The sequence below is a fragment of the Lapidilactobacillus bayanensis genome (assembly GCF_003946695.1).
In the GTDB taxonomy this organism is placed as follows: domain Bacteria; phylum Bacillota; class Bacilli; order Lactobacillales; family Lactobacillaceae; genus Lapidilactobacillus; species Lapidilactobacillus bayanensis.
Genome location: NZ_RHOX01000016.1, coordinates 1 through 21586 on the forward strand (window position 1 = coordinate 1; position 21586 = coordinate 21586).

General features: G+C 37.2%; 26 protein-coding genes. 14 read left to right on the forward strand and 12 right to left on the reverse strand.

The genetic code is table 11. The features are described 5' to 3' along the window. The first annotated feature begins 160 nt into the window (after window positions 1-160). The gene (locus EKM65_RS07130; RefSeq protein ID WP_003643337.1) at window positions 161-424 is read left to right on the forward strand and encodes an AbrB/MazE/SpoVT family DNA-binding domain-containing protein; all 264 of its coding nucleotides are present in this window, start codon (window positions 161-163) and stop codon (window positions 422-424) included. Then, window positions 418-762: a type II toxin-antitoxin system PemK/MazF family toxin gene (locus tag EKM65_RS07135; protein WP_001748110.1), complete on the forward strand. Its 345-nt coding sequence runs from the start codon at window positions 418-420 to the stop codon at window positions 760-762. The genes EKM65_RS07130 and EKM65_RS07135 overlap by 7 nt, the downstream gene beginning before the upstream one ends. A gap of 653 nt (window positions 763-1415) precedes the next feature. Here the strand turns inward: EKM65_RS07135 and EKM65_RS07140 are convergent. The 6 genes from EKM65_RS07140 to EKM65_RS11615 form a co-directional block, all read right to left on the reverse strand. Continuing rightward, entirely contained in the window at window positions 1416-1556 is a 141-nt protein-coding gene (locus tag EKM65_RS07140; protein ID WP_003681696.1) for a hypothetical protein, read from the reverse strand. A gap of 11 nt (window positions 1557-1567) precedes the next feature. Continuing rightward, window positions 1568-1819 (reverse strand): GlsB/YeaQ/YmgE family stress response membrane protein, encoded by a 252-nt coding sequence (locus EKM65_RS07145; protein ID WP_003680323.1) that lies wholly within the window; start codon window positions 1817-1819, stop codon window positions 1568-1570. A 14-nt stretch (window positions 1820-1833) separates the two neighbouring features. After that, the gene (locus tag EKM65_RS07150; protein ID WP_125607078.1) at window positions 1834-2376 is read right to left on the reverse strand and encodes an Asp23/Gls24 family envelope stress response protein; all 543 of its coding nucleotides are present in this window, start codon (window positions 2374-2376) and stop codon (window positions 1834-1836) included. Window positions 2377-2403: 27 nt separating this feature from the next. Continuing rightward, a complete protein-coding gene (locus EKM65_RS07155) occupies window positions 2404-2589 on the reverse strand; it encodes a DUF2273 domain-containing protein (protein ID WP_125607080.1) in 186 nt (61 codons plus the stop codon). A gap of 11 nt (window positions 2590-2600) precedes the next feature. Next, entirely contained in the window at window positions 2601-3161 is a 561-nt protein-coding gene (amaP, locus tag EKM65_RS07160; protein ID WP_125607082.1) for an alkaline shock response membrane anchor protein AmaP, read from the reverse strand. A 178-nt stretch (window positions 3162-3339) separates the two neighbouring features. Further along, on the reverse strand, window positions 3340-4008 hold the full coding sequence (locus EKM65_RS11615) for an AlbA family DNA-binding domain-containing protein (RefSeq protein ID WP_404803137.1): 669 nt from the start codon (window positions 4006-4008) through the stop codon (window positions 3340-3342). A 110-nt stretch (window positions 4009-4118) separates the two neighbouring features. Between EKM65_RS11615 and EKM65_RS07170 the strand changes: the two genes are divergently transcribed. Continuing rightward, window positions 4119-4898: an SGNH/GDSL hydrolase family protein gene (locus tag EKM65_RS07170; protein WP_125607086.1), complete on the forward strand. Its 780-nt coding sequence runs from the start codon at window positions 4119-4121 to the stop codon at window positions 4896-4898. Window positions 4899-5026: 128 nt separating this feature from the next. Here EKM65_RS07170 and EKM65_RS07175 read toward each other — a convergent pair whose 3' ends face one another. Next, window positions 5027-5587 carry a hypothetical protein gene (locus EKM65_RS07175; protein ID WP_125607088.1) on the reverse strand — a complete coding sequence of 187 codons (561 nt, stop codon included), beginning with the start codon at window positions 5585-5587 and terminating at the stop codon, window positions 5027-5029. A gap of 245 nt (window positions 5588-5832) precedes the next feature. Here EKM65_RS07175 and EKM65_RS07180 point away from each other — a divergent pair, with 245 nt between their 5' ends. The 3 genes from EKM65_RS07180 (at window position 5833) to EKM65_RS07190 (ending at window position 8113) form a co-directional block, all read left to right on the forward strand. Continuing rightward, window positions 5833-6729, forward strand: coding sequence for a diacylglycerol/lipid kinase family protein (locus EKM65_RS07180; RefSeq protein ID WP_003680378.1), 897 nt, complete (start codon window positions 5833-5835; stop codon window positions 6727-6729). A 118-nt stretch (window positions 6730-6847) separates the two neighbouring features. Continuing rightward, on the forward strand, window positions 6848-7777 hold the full coding sequence (locus EKM65_RS07185) for an IS30-like element ISLpl1 family transposase (RefSeq protein ID WP_003561810.1): 930 nt from the start codon (window positions 6848-6850) through the stop codon (window positions 7775-7777). A gap of 120 nt (window positions 7778-7897) precedes the next feature. Then, window positions 7898-8113: a CsbD family protein gene (locus EKM65_RS07190; protein WP_003680381.1), complete on the forward strand. Its 216-nt coding sequence runs from the start codon at window positions 7898-7900 to the stop codon at window positions 8111-8113. Between the two features lie 461 nt (window positions 8114-8574). On the opposite strand, the gene EKM65_RS07195 is transcribed toward EKM65_RS07190, so the two are convergent. Beyond that, on the reverse strand, window positions 8575-9150 hold the full coding sequence (locus EKM65_RS07195) for a hypothetical protein (RefSeq protein ID WP_035457754.1): 576 nt from the start codon (window positions 9148-9150) through the stop codon (window positions 8575-8577). A 47-nt stretch (window positions 9151-9197) separates the two neighbouring features. Here EKM65_RS07195 and EKM65_RS07200 point away from each other — a divergent pair, with 47 nt between their 5' ends. Then, on the forward strand, window positions 9198-9491 hold the full coding sequence (locus tag EKM65_RS07200) for a hypothetical protein (protein ID WP_046872533.1): 294 nt from the start codon (window positions 9198-9200) through the stop codon (window positions 9489-9491). Window positions 9492-9623: 132 nt separating this feature from the next. Here the strand turns inward: EKM65_RS07200 and EKM65_RS07205 are convergent, their stop codons facing one another. Continuing rightward, window positions 9624-10217 carry an SHOCT domain-containing protein gene (locus tag EKM65_RS07205; protein ID WP_125607090.1) on the reverse strand — a complete coding sequence of 198 codons (594 nt, stop codon included), beginning with the start codon at window positions 10215-10217 and terminating at the stop codon, window positions 9624-9626. 1155 nt (window positions 10218-11372) lie between these two features. Here EKM65_RS07205 and EKM65_RS07220 point away from each other — a divergent pair. From EKM65_RS07220 to EKM65_RS07235, 4 genes are all read left to right on the forward strand, one after another. Beyond that, window positions 11373-12158, forward strand: coding sequence for a ParA family protein (locus EKM65_RS07220; RefSeq protein ID WP_125607092.1), 786 nt, complete (start codon window positions 11373-11375; stop codon window positions 12156-12158). A 3-nt stretch (window positions 12159-12161) separates the two neighbouring features. Next, window positions 12162-12401, forward strand: coding sequence for a hypothetical protein (locus tag EKM65_RS07225; protein WP_011669001.1), 240 nt, complete (start codon window positions 12162-12164; stop codon window positions 12399-12401). Between the two features lie 363 nt (window positions 12402-12764). Further along, window positions 12765-13811, forward strand: a complete 1047-nt coding sequence (locus tag EKM65_RS07230) for an ABC transporter permease (protein ID WP_057707429.1) — start codon at window positions 12765-12767, stop codon at window positions 13809-13811. A 4-nt stretch (window positions 13812-13815) separates the two neighbouring features. After that, on the forward strand, window positions 13816-14490 hold the full coding sequence (locus EKM65_RS07235; protein WP_125607094.1) for an ABC transporter ATP-binding protein: 675 nt from the start codon (window positions 13816-13818) through the stop codon (window positions 14488-14490). 81 nt (window positions 14491-14571) lie between these two features. On the opposite strand, the gene EKM65_RS07240 is transcribed toward EKM65_RS07235, so the two are convergent. The 3 genes from EKM65_RS07240 to EKM65_RS07250 all read right to left on the reverse strand — a co-directional run bounded on the left by EKM65_RS07240 (window position 14572) and on the right by EKM65_RS07250 (window position 17959). Next, a complete protein-coding gene (locus EKM65_RS07240) occupies window positions 14572-15747 on the reverse strand; it encodes an IS256 family transposase (RefSeq protein ID WP_125607096.1) in 1176 nt (391 codons plus the stop codon). Between the two features lie 511 nt (window positions 15748-16258). Continuing rightward, on the reverse strand, window positions 16259-17053 hold the full coding sequence (locus tag EKM65_RS07245; protein ID WP_125607098.1) for a hypothetical protein: 795 nt from the start codon (window positions 17051-17053) through the stop codon (window positions 16259-16261). A 345-nt stretch (window positions 17054-17398) separates the two neighbouring features. After that, a complete protein-coding gene (locus EKM65_RS07250; protein WP_103892184.1) occupies window positions 17399-17959 on the reverse strand; it encodes a TetR/AcrR family transcriptional regulator in 561 nt (186 codons plus the stop codon). Between the two features lie 181 nt (window positions 17960-18140). On the opposite strand from EKM65_RS07250, the gene EKM65_RS07255 reads away from it, so the two are divergent. Genes EKM65_RS07255 through EKM65_RS07265 form a run of 3 tightly spaced genes read left to right on the forward strand, consistent with a single transcriptional unit; the run spans window position 18141 to window position 21432 of the window. Then, the gene (locus EKM65_RS07255) at window positions 18141-19082 is read left to right on the forward strand and encodes an ABC transporter ATP-binding protein (RefSeq protein WP_206616108.1); all 942 of its coding nucleotides are present in this window, start codon (window positions 18141-18143) and stop codon (window positions 19080-19082) included. After that, window positions 19069-19962, forward strand: a complete 894-nt coding sequence (locus EKM65_RS07260; protein WP_104858748.1) for an ABC transporter ATP-binding protein — start codon at window positions 19069-19071, stop codon at window positions 19960-19962. The genes EKM65_RS07255 and EKM65_RS07260 overlap by 14 nt, the downstream gene beginning before the upstream one ends. Further along, entirely contained in the window at window positions 19963-21432 is a 1470-nt protein-coding gene (locus EKM65_RS07265; RefSeq protein WP_125607100.1) for an ABC transporter permease subunit, read from the forward strand. It begins immediately after the preceding gene. Window positions 21433-21586: the final 154 nt, after the last annotated feature.

Here is a 21586-nt window from a genome sequence, read left to right on the forward strand (position 1 = left end):
CATCGTCATTCCTCCTGCTATCTTTTTCTATTATTCTACCTTATCTGATAGTAGATTTAAAACTTTGCAACAGAACCAAATGACCTCCAGTAAGAATATTTGCATTTTGTATCTACACGGGATATACTTGACTTGTAATAATAATTTAGGAGGGGAAAATATGGAACTTATTAAAGAACAAACACGCTTAGCAAAGTGGGGAAACTCGAAAGCTGCTAGAATTCCTAGCCAAATTATTAAACAACTGAAATTAGATGATAACCAAGATATGACAATAACCATTGAAAATGGATCAATTGTTTTAACACCAATAAAAAAGAACCCAACCAATATTCACGAACTATTTAAGGATTGGAAAGATGACGGGAAAAGGGATCACGAGCTTGATTGGGGAAAGTCAGAAGGTAATGAACTTCAATGGTAAGCCAAGGTGATATATTTTATGTTAACTTTAATCCAAGCCGTGGTCATGAACAGATGAATAAGCGACCAGCCATTGCTCTAAGCAATGATTTAGTCTGTCAGACGAGTAACATGACGATTGTGGCTCCAATTAGCAGTACCAAGCGTAATTTTCCAATGTATCATCGACTAACTAGTAGTCAAACAGTATATGGAAAAGTATTATTAGATCAAACCATAGCCTTAGATTTACGGGCAAGACATGTCACTGATGAAACTATTGTCGATCATGTATCGCGTGAAGAACTAGAAGAAATAATCACTTTGTACAAATTATTGTTTAGTATTGATGACAAATAGAAGAAGTCATTTCTTTAATATTAAAACAAATAACCCCCAAAATCTATAATATAGATTTTGGGGGTTATTCTTTCAATGTTTTCGAGGGGCGATTTTATAATTATAGACCCTGAAATGATTTACTTGGTTTCTTAAGTTAAGTATTTTATTCAGTGAGTTCTTTCTTTAATTCTCTTTTCCAATTTGGGGAATGGATTATTCTCTTCTTTTCTAAATTTCCCCTTATAATTTCCTGTTTTGAGAGTTTAGACAATTTTTTCCAAGAATCAGAGAAGATATAAATTGCATTTCCATATATGGCGGAATCTAAAACATATATTTTTTTGTTTTCAAATCGGAAATAGCCACCGCCTTAACTTCTCTACTGGATCTATTATACAGGCAGACTAGCTCTTTAACCAAATATAAAATTAAAGAATCAGTAAGAATACTATATTACATATCTGAAAAACAGTTTTTAACTGCTAGGCCATAATTTATAGATAAATAAAAGCAAGCACCTACGTAAAAAAGTGCCTGCTTTTACTAATTATCAAAAAAATTCCCATCTATATTTATAAAAGGTTATCATAACAATTGAAATATTGATTAACTGACCTTTAATTGGCAAATTATTTACGTTCTAAGATGACTAATATAGATAATTTGGCTAATTATCCATGTAATTTTTGTTGCAACGTATCACCAATGCCATCTACCTTCTTAGCAGCCAAGACGGTGCCGCCGATGAGAACACCACCTACAATGAGCGTAGAAGCGATCATAAACTTAAATACACTTTTCAAGACGTCCATAAAATTCCCCCTTACTTTTTACTGGTTCGACCAACAACTAATGAAACAATCAGAACTAAAATAATTGCCCCGATGATCGATGGTATCAATGCCATGCCAGCTAATGAAGGGCCCCAAGTTCCAAGGAGCCCTTGGCCAATCCATGCACCAATCAAACCAGCTACGATGTTTGCAATCCAGCCCATAGCAGCACCACGGTTAGTGATTGCGCCAGCAATGGCACCAATGATTGCCCCGACGATTAATGACCAAATAAGTCCCATATTTACTCACTCCCTTAGTTAACACGACTAGATTTATTGTTAGACGTTACTTTATCAACGCTGTCACTTAATGTTTCCTTCGATTTCTTTGCGCCCTCACTGACAGCTTCCTTCGTTTTGTCTGTAGCATCGATCACGCGATCTTGCAGAGAAGTCGAATCTTTTTCATGTTGCTCCTTTGTCTTGACATCAACAACATTCACATTTACTTCAATTACTTCTAAGTCGGTCATGTTCTTTACTTCCCGAACGATAACATTTTTGATCTTGTCATACAGTTTAGAAATATCAATGCCGTATTCAGCAACAATGTCGAGATCCACTGCAACCTGCTTTTTTCCAACCTCTACATCAATTCCTGATGTGACATCGGAAGTATTAACTAGTTTTTCAGCAACATTTGCGAAAAAGCCGCCATCTACGGTTAATAAGCCATCTACTTCAGAAAGTGCGATACCAATGATTTTTTGAATAACCTTATCATCAAATGTTAAATTGCCTTTAACACCAGACTTTTCGTTAGTTGTTGTTTTTTCACTTGGCGTTCCATTCTGCATAATTTTTCCTCCTTATAATTCAAACAGTTATTTAAAAACATTTGTTAAGATACCAGTTTTTTGAATATAATAACCCGCGGTAATCCCGATTGCCATAAAAATCAAAACAAAAAGCGTCTTGAAAAATCCAAAAGTGATGAGAAGGACCGCTAAGAGCAATCCTATAATTCCACCAATTAGTGGCCAAAAATAGGCTTTAATAAGTTCGGTCACGTTATCACCTCCTAGACAACTCGAGATTGATGCACATTAGCGTCCGACTCATTGAAATCAACGAGTCGGATTTTTATTTTTTTCTGTTCAGAAATTCCAAGACAAATACGCAAATCTTTTTTTAATTGATTGAGAAAATTTGCAGTCTGTTGCTTGGCATTGACTGAATTTAGTAGATCACCCGATATTTTAAGTGTGATCCTTTTTCGTGATAACTTAGCTGATACCTTGGGGTTACCAATAAAGGGTTCATGTTGAAGTGCTGAAAGAGCAAAATGCTCAATAGCTTTCTTACTGATGGTAACTTGACCATCAGACTTTTGATGAAGATATAATGACTGTGACCGTGGCCAAAAAAGTGTGATAAGCAATAAAACAATTAACACCGCTGCCAGAATTATCCCACTCCAAAAAAGGTATATCGGTTCGTACTGATCCAACCAATCAAACTTTAATTGCATGGGTGTGCTAGTGCCAATGGCCGTTGACCAATTTTTAAAGACAAGAACTATGGACAAAGGAAATGCAAGGATAATAACAACTACTATTAAAGCCTTAAATATAAATCGCAAATCATCACCACCTTTACCATCATTATAGCAGACAGGTAGTGATGATGAAATTATATGCACTTATAAGAAACCAATTAAAATTTTTATTTGAATAAACCAATCTGGCCACTAGGGTATATCCTAGTGGCCTTTTTGAGCTTTTAAAATAGAATAAGTCCTGCTTTTTCTAATATCAGATTTAATCATCCATATGTTTTTGTAAATTTTGCGTTAGACATATTAAGTCTGGTACATTTAGCTCAACAGTATTAGTGCCTTCTCTACGATAGTACTTACCATTGTAGGGTTCAGGTTTCCCAGTATTATCTATTTTAATGGATAATACTGTTGCACCGTTATAGGTATAACTTTTTATGTCTTTTAACATTGTCATCATCTCTTCACTAACAGGCTCTTGAGATAGTGCTGAGAAATAATGTTGATAATACTCATCGATACTTTTTCCACTTAATGTTAAATCTCTTTTAATCCCAACAATGGAAATAGGTCCTATCTTAAATGGTTCTATTCCAAGGTCAGATGCGTTATAAGAATCAGAATCAGAATCGGCAACACCAATCATGATGTAAGAACTCTTATGACTCGGAGTATTGGCAAAAGAAGTTGCTTTTTTTGCTATATTGGATACTAGTTTCGTGTTGAAAGTTTTCTTTTGCGTCTGTGGATTGAACGAATACAAACCAAGTTTAAATTCAAACCGTTCTGTTTCGCCAGAACTGTCTTCAAGTATTTGTTTAAGTATCTGTCCATCGCTATATTTTTTTAATTCGTCCTTGCTAAAAATGAACCCTGGATCAAGTAATCCCTCAACAAGAGTAATATTGGTTTCCCTATCGGAAACTTTTATAGAATGAGATCCCTTTGCTAATTTAGATTCAAGTCCAGTGCTCTTATGCTAGATTTACGGACAGATTTTCTTCTGCCCTGTAAACTAATAGCATAGGAGCATTTTTTAATATGATTCGATACAAAAAAGAATTTAAGCAGTTGTTGCAGGCGGCAATCAAGGTCGGAACGGTGAATAAGCAGTTGCAGCGTGAGACGATGGTGGGGCGGTTGATTGCGGGCAATTTGCCTAGTTACGCCCCTAGCCATCAAACATTGAATCCCAAGTCACCGTTGATGGGTCGGCGGATTGCATTTCTGGGATCGTCAATTACGGCCGGTGCGGGTGCACTGGAAGATTCGTTCGTCGATTATCTCGTCGCGACGGATGGCGTGATTGCCATCAAGGAAGCGGTGAGTGGCACCACTTTAGCAGGTAACGCACCAGATAGCTATGTGCAGCGGCTCTATCATCGGATTCCAGTGACCCAACCATTGGACGCTTTTGTCTGCCAACTTTCAACCAATGATGGGCGGCATGACAAGGCTATGGGGCAAGTTACGGGTGCACAACAGCGCCACGGCTTTGACGAAACGACGACGCTCGGAGCGATTGAAACAATCGTGGCCTATGTTCAACAGCATTGGGCGGTGCCAATCGTGTTCTTCACTTGTGTGCGAAAACACGATGCGAATTATGGTAAATTAGTGCAGCAATTGAAAGTCTTACAAAAAAAGTGGCACTTCACGATTATTGACCTCTGGCAAGATCCAGTGGTCAAAGCTGAAAATCGCGCCCAACCACTAGCAATGGTCGACGACGCTCATCCAACCCGATTAGGTTATCGGAATATCTGGACGCCAATTTTTCGGCAACAATTAACGGACGTGCTTCGCCAGTCGGAACCATAATCGTCAATCGATTTCGCGTTTTCAAGGCTTCCGTCGATAGTCTAAAGAAATAAACATAACGACCGGATGAACCTGTCATGTGATAGGCTCATCCGGTCGTTATGTTTTAGCTTACTTCAAATTTTAGGTTAGTCTGCGACTTCAATCTTCCCAACCGCAATTGGTAAGGTGACGTGTGCATCGTAGGCGCCAACTTCACCAGCAACGGTGGCTGGTAAAGCCAAGCCTTGTGGTACGCCGTGAATGTAGATGACCCGTTTGTCGAGTTCCAAGTCATCGGTACCAAAGACTTCTTTGAACTTCGCTTGCAAATCAGCTAATGGCACATCGATTTCGTAGGCAAAGTGGCCTTGGGCGTCAGCGACTGGGTAGTTATCATTTGGCACGTCCATGTGATGTGGGGCGTTGTCAAATGGCACCATCGTTGTCCCTGAGACTGGTTCAGTTTCTGGCAAGTCGACAAATCCGTCATGATTGGCATCCTGCGCCATCGTGGCAATTTGGGCCGCCTTACCATCTGGAAAACCGTGGAAATGTTCCCAGTGTTGCGTATTTGCAGGTGTATCAAACATTTCAATCGCCACGTGTAATTGGTCACCGTCTTCAACAAAGGTGGCAGTTCCATGGGGTGCCGTTCCAATGCCTTCTACGTTTAGTGGTACGATGTTAGCAACGTATTTTTTAGTCATGAATGATTCCTCCAATTCTTCATTATAAGTCCATTATATGCTATTTTAAACTTATTAAAATTGATATATGTCAAGAAAGGAAAATTTATGCACTCAAAAATGGATTGTATCACATTGACCCGACTAATTCAGTAATGATGCATATTATTTCCAGTCAAACTAGTGTTCAAGCTATACTGAGACTATCAAAAGCTTACTAAATAAGCGATGAATAAACTTAATTTTTTAATCAAGAGGCGATTGTCATGGCAACAACTTACGGCATTTTCTATAACGGACAAGCGGGTAATGGGCAAGCGGCAACCGTCGCCCATCAAACCGCGCAAGCGCTATCGAACCACGGCATTGAGTCTCAATTACTGACAACACCAGGAATCCCCCGGGCAATTGCGTTAATTAAGCAAACACTTCCTCAACTGTCAGCACTAATTGTTATTGGTGGAGATGGCACACTGAACGTTGCAATGACAGCCCTAATCCAAGCTGAAGCACATATTCGTATCGGCGTTATTCCCATGGGAACGGTTAATAATTTTGCAACCCGCTACCAGTTACCAACTGACCCCCAAGCGGCCATCGAACTAATTTGTACTCAGCCGGCGACCCAAGCAGTCGGCATGCTAGTTTGTAATCAACGCCGGGCAGTCGTGAGTTCACTGACATTCGGTAATTTGGCTGACATTTCCAATGAAGTTCGACAATCTGAGAAGCAGCGATTCGGTAAATTAAGCTATCTTTACCGTGCTATTCGCCATATTGGTCACAATAAGTCACTGCCAATTCGATATCAATTCAAACACGAAGGAAGCCACACCTTAAAAACATGGTTCTGTTTGATTACAACGACCAAATCAGTCGGTGGGCACGTCTATAGCGCGTCTGCTCCAGGAAAAATGCATATTAGTCTACTTAACAACATTGGCTGGCGGCAAGTAATTCCATATATTTGGTTCGCACTAACGGGGAACTTGCAAAACTCCAAGGCCATTACACAGCTAACGGCAACCAGTGCACGAATTACGAGTGCAACTGGTCAAGCCGTGACGACACGTATTGACGGCGACCCAGCGGTTAAACTGCCAATTGAATTGACCTATTTGACAGACCGCTTCGAATTGATCGTACCAACAGTCATCGAATAACGACGTATTTTTTATTAATGGCAGATTGTAAAATTAATCCGAACGCTGTTCGGACAAAAAAGATCAGCTACCTTTAAAATGGTGTTTACCACAAACCCATCTTTTAGGAGCTGATCTTTTGTCTAGTATAACCTATTCCGAACGAATTAAAATCGAAACCTTTTGTGAACTAGGGCTGTCCAATATCCAAATGGGCGTTCGGCTGAACCGATCACCGTCAACAATTTCTTATGAATTATCTCGATGTCAACCTTATCAGGCTGAATTAGCACAAACAGATGCCGAATACAAGCGATCACGATGTGGTCGGAAAACTAAGCTGAGCGATGAGTTAAAGCAAAAAATTCTCAACCATTTACGTCTAAGCTGGTCACCAGGAATGATTGCTCACGAATTTAAACTAGCTACTAAATCTATTTATAATTGGCTAAATCAGGGGAGAATTGGTTTCTCCTTGAATGATCTACCTGAACATGGCGTACGCCAACGGCGTAACGTTGACCAACGATCCAAATATAATCAATCTTTGGGGCGATCAATTGAACAGCGTCCCATGATGATTAATCAACGTAATCGCATCGGCGATTTTGAACTAGATACAGTCGTTGGTCCTCGTGGGCATAGTAAGGCAGTTTTATTAACTTTAATCGATCGAAAATCACGGTTCCTTTGGGCATACCGGTTAAAAGATCGGACGACAGCGACTGTTAATGAAGCACTAACTAAGTTCCTAACCACTTTTAATGGTCCGGTGCACAGCTTTACTGTGGACCGTGGCACTGAGTTTAGTGGGCTAGTATCACTTGAATCACAATATGGTATTAAGACCTATTACTGCCATGCTTATACGCCAGCTGAACGTGGTAGTAATGAACGCTTTAATCGGAATTTACGTTATTTTTATCCTAAAGGGACTCGTTTTGAGCACATTAGTGCTCAAGATTTAACGACGACGTTACTCCAAATTAACCAGCGACCGCTTAAAATACTCGACTGGCAAACACCGTATCAGGTTATGCTGACAAATTTGTCCAAAAATTCGGATTAAATTTGCAATCTACCTTATAAGTGTCATTCACACTATCTCTTGTAGGATCTCCTTATTAGACAAGCAAATTAAAATGTGGAATAATACTGTTGTAACAAATACATTATGGGAGGTTATATTATGAGTCTAGATGACAAAATTGATAGCACCAAAGATAAGGTAAGTGGAAAAGCTAAAGAAGTTGAAGGCAAGGTTACGAACGACAAGGCCCGCGAAGCTGAAGGTAAGGGTCAAGGTATTCTAGGTAAGGCTAAAGATAAACTGTCAGATGCCAAAGATGCTGTTAAAGATACGGTTGATAACGTAAAGGAAAAGTTAGATAAAGACGATAAATAAATTATCATTTTTAAGAAGACCAAAATCTGGTCTTCTTTTATTTTTTCACGCTTGTTACCCTGTTTTTTCTCCACACTGTAATACGCGGCTTATGTGGTCGCTGCGGCTTTTTACGTTACCACCGTCCATCTTTAAGCTGATGTTCTAAGTCACCCAAGCAACGTGTCTCTGTGCGACTGACAAGGCCAAATCTGCTATTTACCATCTGGCCCATGCCGGCCACCTCCAAATTTTGGGCAAAATAAAAACGCCACGCTATTTAGCACGACGTCTATTATCCTTACACCATCTTATCGAGCCGAGCACCCGCCTGTGCCCACTCCGGAAACTCATACCCGTATTTACTATGAATTAATCATGATATCGCCACCTCCTGACCATATGCAAAAAAAACAGTGATTAGCTGAACTTTTCGATAAATCTATTAAAAGTTTCCGTAGTCCCATTTGCAATTAGTACAACTAAAGCTTCATAGCTAATTTATCAAATTCTTGTATATCAATACCCGTTGCTCCAATTAAATCAAGAATAATCTCCTTTGCTAAGTCTTTACTATAGGAATTTAATTGTTCTGTGAAATCTGGCTCTTCACTTTCATACAGGCCATTGAGCAGTGGAATAATGTAACTATAGATATACACTATTAGTGGATATTCTTTTAATTCCACCAAAACGGTATCAGTTATCCCATCGCTAACCATTTTAGATTTTCTCGTATCAACAACAATTTGATTATGAACATCAACTTTAAAATATACCTTGTTACCACGCTCAGTTAACTCCATTCCAACACTTCTCAATGGAAACTGTCGGGCGATATGCATCTTTAAGACTGATAAATCAGTAATATTAGGTGAGCGACCAATTATCATATCTTGCAAATCATCTCGTTGAATTGTTCCCGAGAACGCATTCATTGCTGGCAATCCAATATCAGAATTAATTTGCCTGTTGTTTCGATCATATTTCCAAAACATCCAAGCAAAAAAGTTATCTTCAAGATAATCAGTACATTCAACATTGTCGTTGCCAATCAATTGAAGTTGCCATGATATAATAGGTGGAAAAATAGGAGATTCTAATTATGAAGGACTGGGAATATTCAAATTTCACAAAAGAAGCCTCAATGTTTGGCGGCCCCGCTAAATTTATCGCGACAATAAAAGAAGAAGCAGAAAAAGCAGGTATAGAAAAAGGACTAGTAATCGGTTTATCTGCTGGTGTATTAGTAACTAGTGTTAGTGTAACTGCCTATAAAAAAACAAAATCTCTCCTTGCAAAGCGTAAGCAAGAAAAGAAGTTGGCCAAAGAAGCTGAAGAACAACTAATGCAAGAGTTACACGATATGGATGAGAATCCAGATGACACGATTCAATAATTATCCTGTAAAAATAGACAAATAAAAAACAACCATGTGAATTTAGCCGTTCCCTGGTTGTTTTTTGATAGCTGTGGGCGCTTATTGGACTATAACCCATCACGTATTATACGTGGCTTATATTTATTTTACTCAAAGTTCAGAGAGTATGTCACGCTTCTTTTCATCAAATTCAGATTGTGTAATAACACCCTCATCTAACAAGGCCTTTAACTCTCTTAGTTTGTCAGCTGCTGAACTCGTGTCGGCTACAACTGAAGGCTCTTCTTTAGCACTAAAGCTCTCCTTTAGAGAAGGGTATGAATCAATTCGTGCATGAACATTAGGGAGGTCTTTCTTAATCCAACTAGCGATAGCAACCATCGTGTACATAAGGTGTTCACTTGTTTTGCCATCTTTGGAGTTGATAATTAGCTTCTCAGCATTGAATACTAGTCGGCCATTTATTAACTTTGAGCTTTTGTAGGATATACTTCCAATTTCAGACAAAGGAATAAACTTATCGCTATTTGTAAATTGATTAGCTAAATTAATACCCATGAAGAGAAGACCGTCCTCCTCAAAGCTAATCACGTACATTTTGTTGATTAAGCTACTAGTAACGGTTCCTATGAGATATTCTAGTTTTTTACTGACCTGAACATAAGCTAGGTAGTCGGTATTTTCAGAGTACCCTAAACTTTTCTTCTTTTCAGCAATATCATTAATTTTTAAAGCACTGCCCATTTTTCAATTCTCCTTTGGTAAGAGCTAATTATACACCTAGTTATTGATAATCCTTAAAACATTGTTTTTTGAACTATACCAATAGGAGTTGACATAAAGCGGCTTATCCCAAGTAACCACCATTCACCCCGATACTTCCACATCCCGTTATTTTTCGATTGTGAACTTGTCCAAAAAAGAAGTGGTATAGGTCACAGATTGGCCTTAATTGGGGAAAATTAGTTTGTGAAATTCACTGGGATTACTCCTAGACCATTCCCTTAAATTCAACTGTCTCATTCTTTGTATTAACCAAAAACTTACCAACGCTCCCCTGATACCCTTGCTTATGCAAAACTCTTTTTACTTGATCTCTCTGCTGATTTGTAATCCTTACATTCCAACAATTCCACCAACTTTCTTTTTTTCTTTGGAATTTGACTTGACGGGTTATGGTTTTTCATTCAGAGAGGGAGTGACGTTTTGAGCGCAGAATTGTTCCCTGGAAACAGCTATTTGGAATAACTGAACCAGAGTACAATTCTACTACTAAAAGTTTCCCCTTAGTTCGTCGGTCGTTAACGTCCGTCGCTTGTCTGTACAATTGCGGTATTGCTACCACCACTCATTATAAACCTACGTTTTCGGTTTAACCTACTAAAAACGCCCTAGTAGGCGTTGGCAATACGTATTTATGTTTGTTCGATCACCAACTAATCAGTGGCACCAAGCCGAAGCTTCGTTTTACCACCCGCGCCGTTAATGGTCGCGCTCACCATTCACCACCCAGCCGTACAGATAGCCTTGTTGTGGTATAGCCAGACTTATTGAAGTCGCACTGGCAAACGTGTCCCCTTGGATTTAGACCCCAGCTTGTCCCCTAGGGCTTTAAAAATCGCACCGGCCATGATATAATAGTCATTAAACAATGATGCCTTTTTGTGGCGCTCACCGATTCCCGTCGGTGGGTGTTTTTTTATGTTCTATTTTATGAATTAACCATACCACTATTCAGCTTGTTTATAAACAAAAATCGCAAAAATAACAAAAGTAATTTGTAACAAGTTTCATGTAATTTGATACTTGTAATTTGTATCTTTATATTTACGTTGAATCGCTATGCTCGTTGCATTACAATGACTATGAACTAATAAGTTCAAGTCTGGAGGATCCTGTATGACCACATCGATCACGATAGGAAACTTTAAAGGTGGAGTTGGAAAAACAACAACTTGTGTAACCTTTTCTTATCTATTAAATAAAGCCCATAGAAAAACCTTATTAATTGATTTTGATCCACAAGGAAATGCTAGTGAAATTATAGAAAAAACATTTCCTGTATTCAAACAAAAAAATTCCAAAAGTTTAACTGATGGTATTAAGAATCTGGATTTATCTGAGTCCATTGCACACGTCACAGATTACCTTGATCTGATGCCTAGTGATTGGAGCTTATCTTTGCTTCCTGATATGCTTGAAGATTATAAGAAAAGTAACCGACCACTATTTTTAAAAACTTTGCTAACAAAAATTAGAAATGATTATGATTATATTTTAATAGACGTTCCGCCAACGCTATCAGCATATACAAATAATGCCGTTTTAGCCTCAGATTACGTAATTATGGTTATGCAGACTCAAGAGCAATCTTACTCAAGTTCTTTAAAATTTGTAAGCTATCTTCAAGGGCTTAGAAAAGACTATGACAAATCATTTGATTTGCTTGGCATTATTGCCTATCTGGTTAAAAAAGACGGACCTGTCGATCATGAAGTGTTGAAAGCCGCTAATCAAGCCTTTGGAAAAGCCCTATTTCATGGGAACGTATTTCAAAGAGAACGTGTTAAACGTTTCGGAAAAAGTGGAATTAGAGATGAGGATATGTGGGACAAAAGGGCTTTATATATGTATCAAGTAGTATTAGATGAAGCTCTATCACGAATTAATCTGTTGGAGGGGTAGAATATGCCGGAAAAGAAAAGTCTTTTAGATCAGATTGATGCAGAGAGTCAATTAAAAGATGGCGACTCTCCTTTTAAACGAAAAGAAAAAACAAAACCATTACGAGTTAGAGAATCATTTTACAATGATATTCGAAAAATTGCCTTCGAAGAAAATACAAAAATGGTTGAGATTTTAGATGACATAATAAAGCGTGGGCTTCGAAGCTATAAAAAGAGTCACCCAGATACAGATTACAAGTAACTTGTAATCTGTATCTTGTAACTTGTATCTTGTAATAAGTAACTTGCAATTTTAATTTAATCTGAACAAAATACGCTTACGACTCAAATGCAGGCTTTGGAATCCAGCGATGCTAACAAAGAAAAAAGTAAATAATTACGCGCTCTCAGACAACACGTTCACCTTTTAGATGTATACTTGTCCGTTTAAATTAAGCAGAATGCGTTTATATCACGTTATAAAATCAAAATTTTATTAGACAATAAAAAAAACCACCCAAATTAATGAGTAGTGCTTTTTGATATGCAATTGGCATAAAGATCTGAATAAATAGAAAGTTAACTATATATTAATAATAAATAGAATTAATAAAAGGAGATTATTATGTTTTTAGCTATTAAAGAGATGCTACATGAAAAATTGCGTTATAGCCTAATAGTGGCACTTATATTTTTAGTAAGTTATCTTTTGATTATTCTTACTGGTTTAGCCACTGGTTTAGCTAACCTAAACAAAGCGGCAATTAACGAGTGGGATGCTTCAAGTATTGTCTTAAATAGTGATTCTGAAGGACGTTTACAACAATCTTTTCTTTCACAGGATGAGGTTGCTAGTTTACCCAATAATGGAACCAGAATTTCACAGTATAGTACACTTGTAAAATCAGAAAATGGATTAAAAGAGAATACTCAATTAGTAGGTCTTGATTCCAAATCGTTCATATTTAAAAAATTGAAAATAACAAGTGGTAGTAAAAATATCCGAAACAATGCCGGCGTCGTATCGGATAAATTCAAAAGTGATGGATTCAAAATCGGTGACCACTTGTTAGTTGCTAATTCATCATTGAGGATTAAAATTACAGGTTTTACACCCAGGGCAACTTTAAGTGCTCTTCCCGTGGTTTATATTTCACCAGACACTATTCAACCACTGAATAAAGGTGTAACAAATGCTGTGGTATTCAAGAATAAGTTAAAGAATTCAAAAATACCAAAAGGGACCAATCAATTGAGCATTAGCTCATTTATTAAAAAATTACCTGGATATAGCGCACAACAACTCACATTCGACTTCATGATTGCTTTTTTGTATATTATTATTCTAATTGTTATTTCAATTTTCTTGTATATTCTGACTGTTCAAAAATTACCCAACTTAGGTGTCTTGAAGGCGCAAGGAGTCTCAACGCAATATCTTATTTTGAGTACGTTATTTCAATCATTTATTATTTCAGTTATTGGCGTTATTATAGCCATTATATTAGGTGAAATAACAGCTATTACGTTACCCAGCGAGGTACCCATTGTCATCGATAAAAGTAATATTATTGTAACTGGAATCGGTATTATTATTATGTCCTTGTTAGGTGCACTGATACCTATTCGTCAAATCGCCAAAGTTGATCCTTACAAAATTATTGGAGGTTAATTTCATGTCAAATCTAATTTTTGAATCGGTGACAAAAGTTTTTGGAGAAGGGAGTAGTAAGTACGTAGCGCTGGAAAATATTAATTTTAAAGCAGAAAGTGGTCAGCTTATTTTAGTTGTAGGGCCATCAGGATCAGGAAAAACTACATTTTTGACTATAGCCGGCGGGCTGCAGACACCAACTGAGGGTGACGTAAAAATAAATGACAGCACAATTAAAAGTTTATCCGAAAAACAGCAAACAAAATTAAGATTGGAAAAAATAGGATTTGTTTTACAATCTTATAACTTAGTCCCATTTTTAACGGTCGAAGAACAGTTTAAATTCGTAGATAAACTAAAAAACCAAAATTTGACTGAACAAAAAATGCATGAGCTTCTTTCTGATTTAGGACTTTTAGAACTGCTAAAAAAATATCCTAATCAACTTTCTGGTGGACAAAAGCAGCGTGTGGCAATTGCTAGAGCATTATACACTGATCCTGACTATATTTTAGCAGATGAACCCACAGCCGCATTAGATACAGATAGATCCATGAAAGTAATCGAGCTACTCAGAGATTTAGCGCACAAAAGAAATAAAATTATTATTGTAGTTACTCATGACTTAAGGTTAAAAGATATGGCAGACAAAGTTTATCAGATAATTGACGGTAAAATGACAATCCTGGAGAAGTAATTTAATTTATGACTAAAAATCAGGTAGCGTCAAGAATCTTGTGTAAATGAAATGCCTTCGTACATATAATATGTATCTAACTTAAATAAATGATGCTTCCAAAGTGTCCTGGAGTCCTTTGAACCCTCGGTGGATCCGCTTCAGAGACTTCTCGTTATAAACATTAAACTGAGAAACCAGGAAGCGATCCAGTGAATCTTCTGTTGGAAATTGTTCTTTGTGGTGGGTGGTGCGCTTGAGATGCTTATTAAAGTTCTCAATCAGGTTAGTGGAGTATAGTGATTGCTGGATAGCTGGTGGAAAGTCCATGAAAGTGAGTAAATTCGGCATTTTAAGCAGATCTTTGATTAATTTGGGATAGGTCTGATGCCAGTTGTTGGCGAACTCATTCAGTTTCAGTTCGGCTGCTTCACGGTTGGCGGCCCGATGAACTTGTTTAAAGTCACTGATCACGGCCTTGCGGTCTTTTACGCGAACTTTGTTCATCAGATTCCGCCCAACATGAACCAGGCAACGTTGTCGTTTGGCTTTAGGGAAATGCCGATTCAAGCCTTCATCCAAACCAACTAACCCATCGGCCACAAACAACAGCACATCTTTAACGCCCTGCTTGATCAAGGTTCCCAGCAGTTCAGTCCAGATTCCAGTCGATTCCGTTGGCGCCACTTGGTAGTTCAGCACTTCTTTCGTACCATCTGGACGAATGCCAATCGCAATATGAACGGCTTCTTTTTGAACGGTATCCCGCTTTAACGGCAAGTAAGTGGCATCTAAGAAGATGGCCGCATATTGCGAAGGCAGTCGCCGTTGCTGGAAAGCTTGAACCTGTTCATTGACGGCTTTAGTCATGTTGGAAACCGTGGCTTTGGAGTAGTGAGCACCGTACATTTTCTCAATGAGTTCGGCAATTTCAGCAGTGGTAATTCCCTTGGTATACAACTGAATGACCGTTGTTTCTAAATTATCACTGTGCCGACCGTAGGCTGGCAAGGTATGATTTTCAAACCGGCCATTGCGATCTCGAGGAATGGTTAAGTTAAGTTGGCCGTACTTCGTATCAAACGAGCGCTCATAACTGCCGTTGCGGTTATTACCAGTGTTAATCCCAGCGTATGAGTAGCGTTCGTAACCCAAAAACTCTGCCAATTCGGTTTGAAGCAGCTGGTTAATCGCAATTTCGAGGTGGTGACGAAAAACTTCGTCCAAATCTTGCTTTTGGGCTAGTGCAGCGATAATTTCTGTGGTAAGTTCATTCATGGGGAATGCCTCCTGTGATGTTTGTTTAGACGCTAACTATCATAAGGGAGAGGCTTCCCTTTTTCAATTCCCAATAATTCATTTACACATAATTATTTAAACACTCATGTAAAACACCATATGTACATTTAAAACGTCTTAAACAGCCTTTATTTTCGATTTTAAATATATCTATAAATCAAATTGACGAGACCCGGCTTAGATTGCTGCTGATTCTGACTGTATTGAATATCTTGCATAAATAATTCAGTTAGAATGTCTTTCGTATCCGCATCAATACTAGATTTAACTTGTTCTTTTTGTGACGATACATGACGTTCGAAGTACTCATCAACTCGTTTATAAATATGCTTGCCAATGTCTTTTGTAACAATACGATTTGTTAATTATTTTATCTTATTCGGCAACTGTCGAACCGCGTTGCTGACTTTTTGAAACACGCTGACGAAGTGTTGAGATTTCCAACTGTATTTTTCTCTTTTTTTTCTCGTAACTTTCTTTTACGGCATGGTTAATATGATCTTGTTGATTTTTGAAAAATTGGTCCTTGAGTACGCGTTAAGCAAACATCGTTCTCGACCAAATATAATTGGTCATTACTCAATTCTTTTTCTTGAATTAATGAATTTATTTCTGTATGTAGATTTACCATAATCATGGTATCTGCTCTAAATCGCTCCATTGTGCTTTTTATATACTTGTCGTTGTAATGACTGTGTAGAACTTTATCGTACTTCCCAGACGGGTTTCCATGCCCTTCAACAGCATCTAAAAGCATACGTGCGTATAGATGTGGTACGCCTTTTTCGTTTGCGTGTACATAATACTCATCAATTTCTAGACTAACAATACCTAACTGATTGATATCTTCAACAGACTTTTTCAAAGCCTTTACGTGTGCATGTCTCAGGTCATTTTCAGTTACACCACTATCCCCTAGTGCTTGAGCGAAATTTTCGTAATCGTCATAATTTGATGCAGTAATTACTAACGGAAAATTATTTGATTGAAAGTGCTTGATTCTAGGGTTCTTGTTCTTTTTCTTAAAATAATTATCAATATTGCCGTCTACTTTCTTATATTCGCCATGTTTTATATATTTTTGATCTCTCTTCTCAATCATCTGATTCTGCTTATCTTGTAATTCTGTGTACACGGATTTGTTCAAAATTACATGTTCATGAATTTGAAAGCTATATTTGTTTTGGTCTCTGATTGCTGAATCTTGAGACTCTAATTCGTAATGATTTTTAGACAAACCTCCGTAGCTCATACCTTCCCCAACATGTAAATTTGCTGTGGTCATTTTATCAGCCCCTAGGTGTATTTAAGTTCAATATAGCATACCAATTTTTCTAACTTGTCCTAATAGGACAAAGGGCTTGTACGTTTGGTAAATTCTATGTTTACTAGCCACTTCGTGCCGCAAACGACCTTGTTGGGGAACACTCTGCCCCACTAATACCCCTGATAAACCCGTTCAAAACGCAGCCGTTTTGAGCAAAAAAAGAGACCTGAAATGTATTGATATGCTTCCTCTAAAGTAGACACTTAAAAAAGTGCCTTTATAGGGTCCTTTTCAATCCATTTTAGTTTCATAAGGTTTCTTTTTTAAAATGTCCTTGACATAGAATCCATTTCAATTCTTCGATTAGCTAAATTTTTCTAAAGTCTGTGTATATAGTTCAATAATTTCTTCACGACTAATTTGATTTCTTTTCTCCTTATACCAAAAGACGGATTGAATCGTGATCCCCATAATAATCTGTCCTTTATAACTAAGCTCTATGGGTAATTCTTCGTCACTAGCTCCTTTTTTTATGCGGTTACCTAGCATGCTCTTCCCGTACTCGCGCACACTTTCAAGTTCAAAAATGATATTAGCATTCATTTGAATACTGAAAATGAGATATAAGAGATTATCAAATTGATCCAATAGTTGTTCAAAAACAATAATAAAAAAGTTGTCTTTTTCTTCATTTGAGTTTTTGATAGCAAAATCAAATATTTCATTCATTTTATGTTTAATAAAAAAGGTTATAAAATCATATTTATCCAAGAAATGATTGTAGAAAGTTGGTCGTCGAACCATAGCAGCATCACATATTTCTGTTACTGAAATATTTTCAAATTCTTTTTCATGTAATAAGTTTTCAAATGCTTCTATAAGTGCCTTATGAGTTTTTTGAACCCTTAAATCTAATTGTTGCATATAGGGCCTCCTTTTTAGAGAAAGTATCAATTATCGAAAAAATGTAAATTATTTATCAGATCCTGAAAATATGTCTCTTGTCCCCCTTTGTGAGACTAGTATAATAAATATTATAACATTTGTAAATAAAGATACGATTGTTAATTATCTTATAATCGATATTTAAAAGAAAGGTAGGAATATGATGTCAGTTATTGAAGTGAAACATGTGACCAAGGACTATGGACATGGACGTGGAATATTTGATGTTTCTTTTGAGATAAATGAGGGAGAAGCTTTTGGATTCTTGGGACCGAATGGTGCTGGAAAGTCGACAACTATTCGCCACTTAATGGGCTTTTCTAAAGCTGATGAGGGAGAACTTTCTATTAATGGAAAAGATAGTTGGAAATCAGCAGCCAATATTAAACAAGATGTTGGTTATTTACCTGGAGAGTTGGCTTTTCCAAAAGGAATGACAGGAGACCAATTTATTGAGTTCATGGCAAATGCAAGAAAAATTACTGATATGACAAGGACAGAGCAGCTTAAAGAGCTCTTTAAAGTAGATACTTCTAAAGAGATTAAAGAAATGAGTCTTGGGACCAAAAGAAAGCTAGCGGTCGTTACTGCTTTTATGCATAATCCAAAAATATTGATATTAGATGAACCTACTTCAGGATTAGATCCTGTTATGCAAGAACGCTTCATTCAATTTATCTTAAAAGAAAAATCAGAAGGGAAAACAATTCTCCTATCTAGTCACATCTTTACTGAAGTGGATGCAACATGTGATCGCATTGCCATCATTAAGAATGGGGTAGTGGTTTCAACAGTTGAATCCAATGAATTGAAGCAGAGTACGAATAAATCATTCAAAATTGAGTTTGCTAGTTTTGAGGATTATCAGAAGTTTATAGAAAATACCGAATTTACTATTCCAACTAAAAGACCTGAACAAAATCAAGTTAAACTAAGCTTAACGGATCAGAAGATGCAAGAATTTTTTACAGAATTAAGTAAGGTAAAGGTAAATTTTATTTCAGAAATTAAATTTACTTTGGAAGATTACTTTATGGACTTTTATGATCGTAAGAAAACAGTGGCTGCTGGAGAGGAGAATTTGCGATATGGCTTACATTGATATTAAACATTTGACTAAGGATTATGGAAATGGACGCGGAATATTCGATGTATCTTTAGAAATTGAAAAAGGAGAAAACTATGGCTTAGTAGGTATCAATGGTGCAGGGAAAACGACTACTATCCGGCACTTGATGGGTTTCCTGAAACCTGATGAAGGAAGCGTCACTATTAATGGACTTGATGCCACCAAAAGTAGTGCAGAAGTCAAACGTTATGTATCTTATATTCCTGGTGAGATCAATTTTCCAGGAAACAAAACCGGTGAAGAGTTTTTAAAAGATCAAATCTATTTATCTGGACGCGGAAGTTGGGAACGTGCTAAAGAGTTAAGTAATCTTCTTCAATTAGATGTGACGGCCAATGTGCGTTCCATGAGTAAAGGGATGAAACAAAAAACAGCTATTGTTTCAGCATTTGCATCTAATGCAGATATCTTAATTATGGATGAACCAACTACAGGTTTAGATCCTCTAATGCGTGACATCTTCCTTGATCTTTTAAAACAAGAAAAGAAACAAGGAAAAACGATTCTTATGTCTAGCAATATCTTCCAAGAAGTGGAAGATGTCAGTGACCGAGTCGCAGTCATCCGAGAGGGCAAAATTATTGATATCACAGACATGGCAGACATTCGTTATAACGAGAATAAAAGTTATCGAATGGAATTTAAATCACTTGCCGATTTCGAACGTTTCTTAAATTTAGGCTACCAATTGACTATGGTAAAAGCGGAAGATTTACAAGTTGTCGTTCAAATTCATGATAAAAATATTAATTATCTCATTCAAGATTTAAAAGATTTTGACTTGGTCTATTTTAAAGAAATTAAGTTCTCATTTGAAGATTATATTACTGAGATATTTAAGGAGGGAGTATAAATGTTTTCAAAACCAATATTTAAGCAAAGTATCAAAACCAATTGGAAGCTATGGGCAATTATCACAATTATCGCTTCAGTCATTTTATCTGGTTTCATCATAGGTTATGATGCGGAAGGATATGCATCGATTGCCGCTGCAGCGAAAGGAACCGCTTTTTCCAGTCTTCTCTCATCAATGGACAGTCTCTTAGGAAACTTAGAAAATTTCTATAAACTGATTGGTCTTATTCTTGGAATTGTTTATGTTGTATTTACAGCAAATACTCTTGTAGTGAGCGAGGTAGACTCTGGATCTATGGCTTATACTTTATCAACACCCATAAAACGTTCAAGTGTCATTTTTACCAAATCGCTTTACCTCATCTTATCGGTTATTTTAATGTATGTCATTGTTTCATTAGCCGGTTTAGGTGCCTCTCAATTAAAGTACAACAACGTGACGGGCTATCCGATCACAGAGGATATAGAAAAAGCATCAGAAACATTAGATAAAAGTGAAGGTTATCTATCTGAACATTTATATTTAATTAAAGATAATGAACAAGCTATGCGAGATGCTGCTGAAGCTCGCGATATGGATCTGGACGCCTATTCAATATACTTAGGAGAGGTCATCAAGGATCACTCCTATGAAGAGGCTGCAAAAATTATCACCGATGAACGTCGGGATATCTATGAAGATGATGATGACATGGAAGATGATGATATTGAAATCACAACTGAGGAATTGATCAAAAACCCGGCGATGATATTAGCAAGTAATGACGCATTGAAGGCTGGTGCAAGTGTACAAGGAATTTCTGTTAATGAGTACCGTCAATTTCTGGCAGATGAAATAACTGCACTTAAAGCTGAAAAGAATGAAGAAAATAAAGGAAAATCTCAGCCAACTGTCATGATTACGAAAGCCAATCGCGAACTCTTATTACAGGCTGTTATTGACTCTTCTGCAAAGGCCTTAAATATGAATAGTGCCCAAGTGAAAGATAATTTGACTTTAATTAAAGATCCTACCGCTTTAGAGGCGTCTATGAAAGCAACTGATTTAAATAAAAAACAAATCATTACGATGGCAAATCATGCCATGGTATCATCTGCAAGATCTGTCGATGCTGCTCTGGAATTTGATACAGAAACTTATTTTTGGTTAAGTCTTGGTCTACTCATCTTAATCCTAGCCATAAGCTCTGTTTCATTCTTCGCATCAACTCTATTTAACCGCTCAGGATTAGCTTTAGCTATCGGTGGGGGGATACCATTTGCTTTCTTCCTACTTACTATGGTTCAGCAACTGATGGACGATGCTCCAGTTATACTCAAGTATCTAACGATAACAACTCTATTTGATACAGATGCGATATTAGCTAGTGGCGAGTTTGGTTGGGGATTAGTTGCTTTAGGAACCATTGCTTTCGTTCTATATGCAGCGTCAAATGTTATCTTTACAAAGAAAGATTTACCACTTTAATATTGAAAGAACTATCAGTAAATTCCTTAGCAGCTACCGATAAATGAAGAGAATATAATGTGAGAAAGAGCATTAAATATACTGCAAGGCAAGACATTTAGTAGTTGAAGAATAACAAGCAAAAAAATAGCAGTCAGGTCTCTTGACAAAGTAT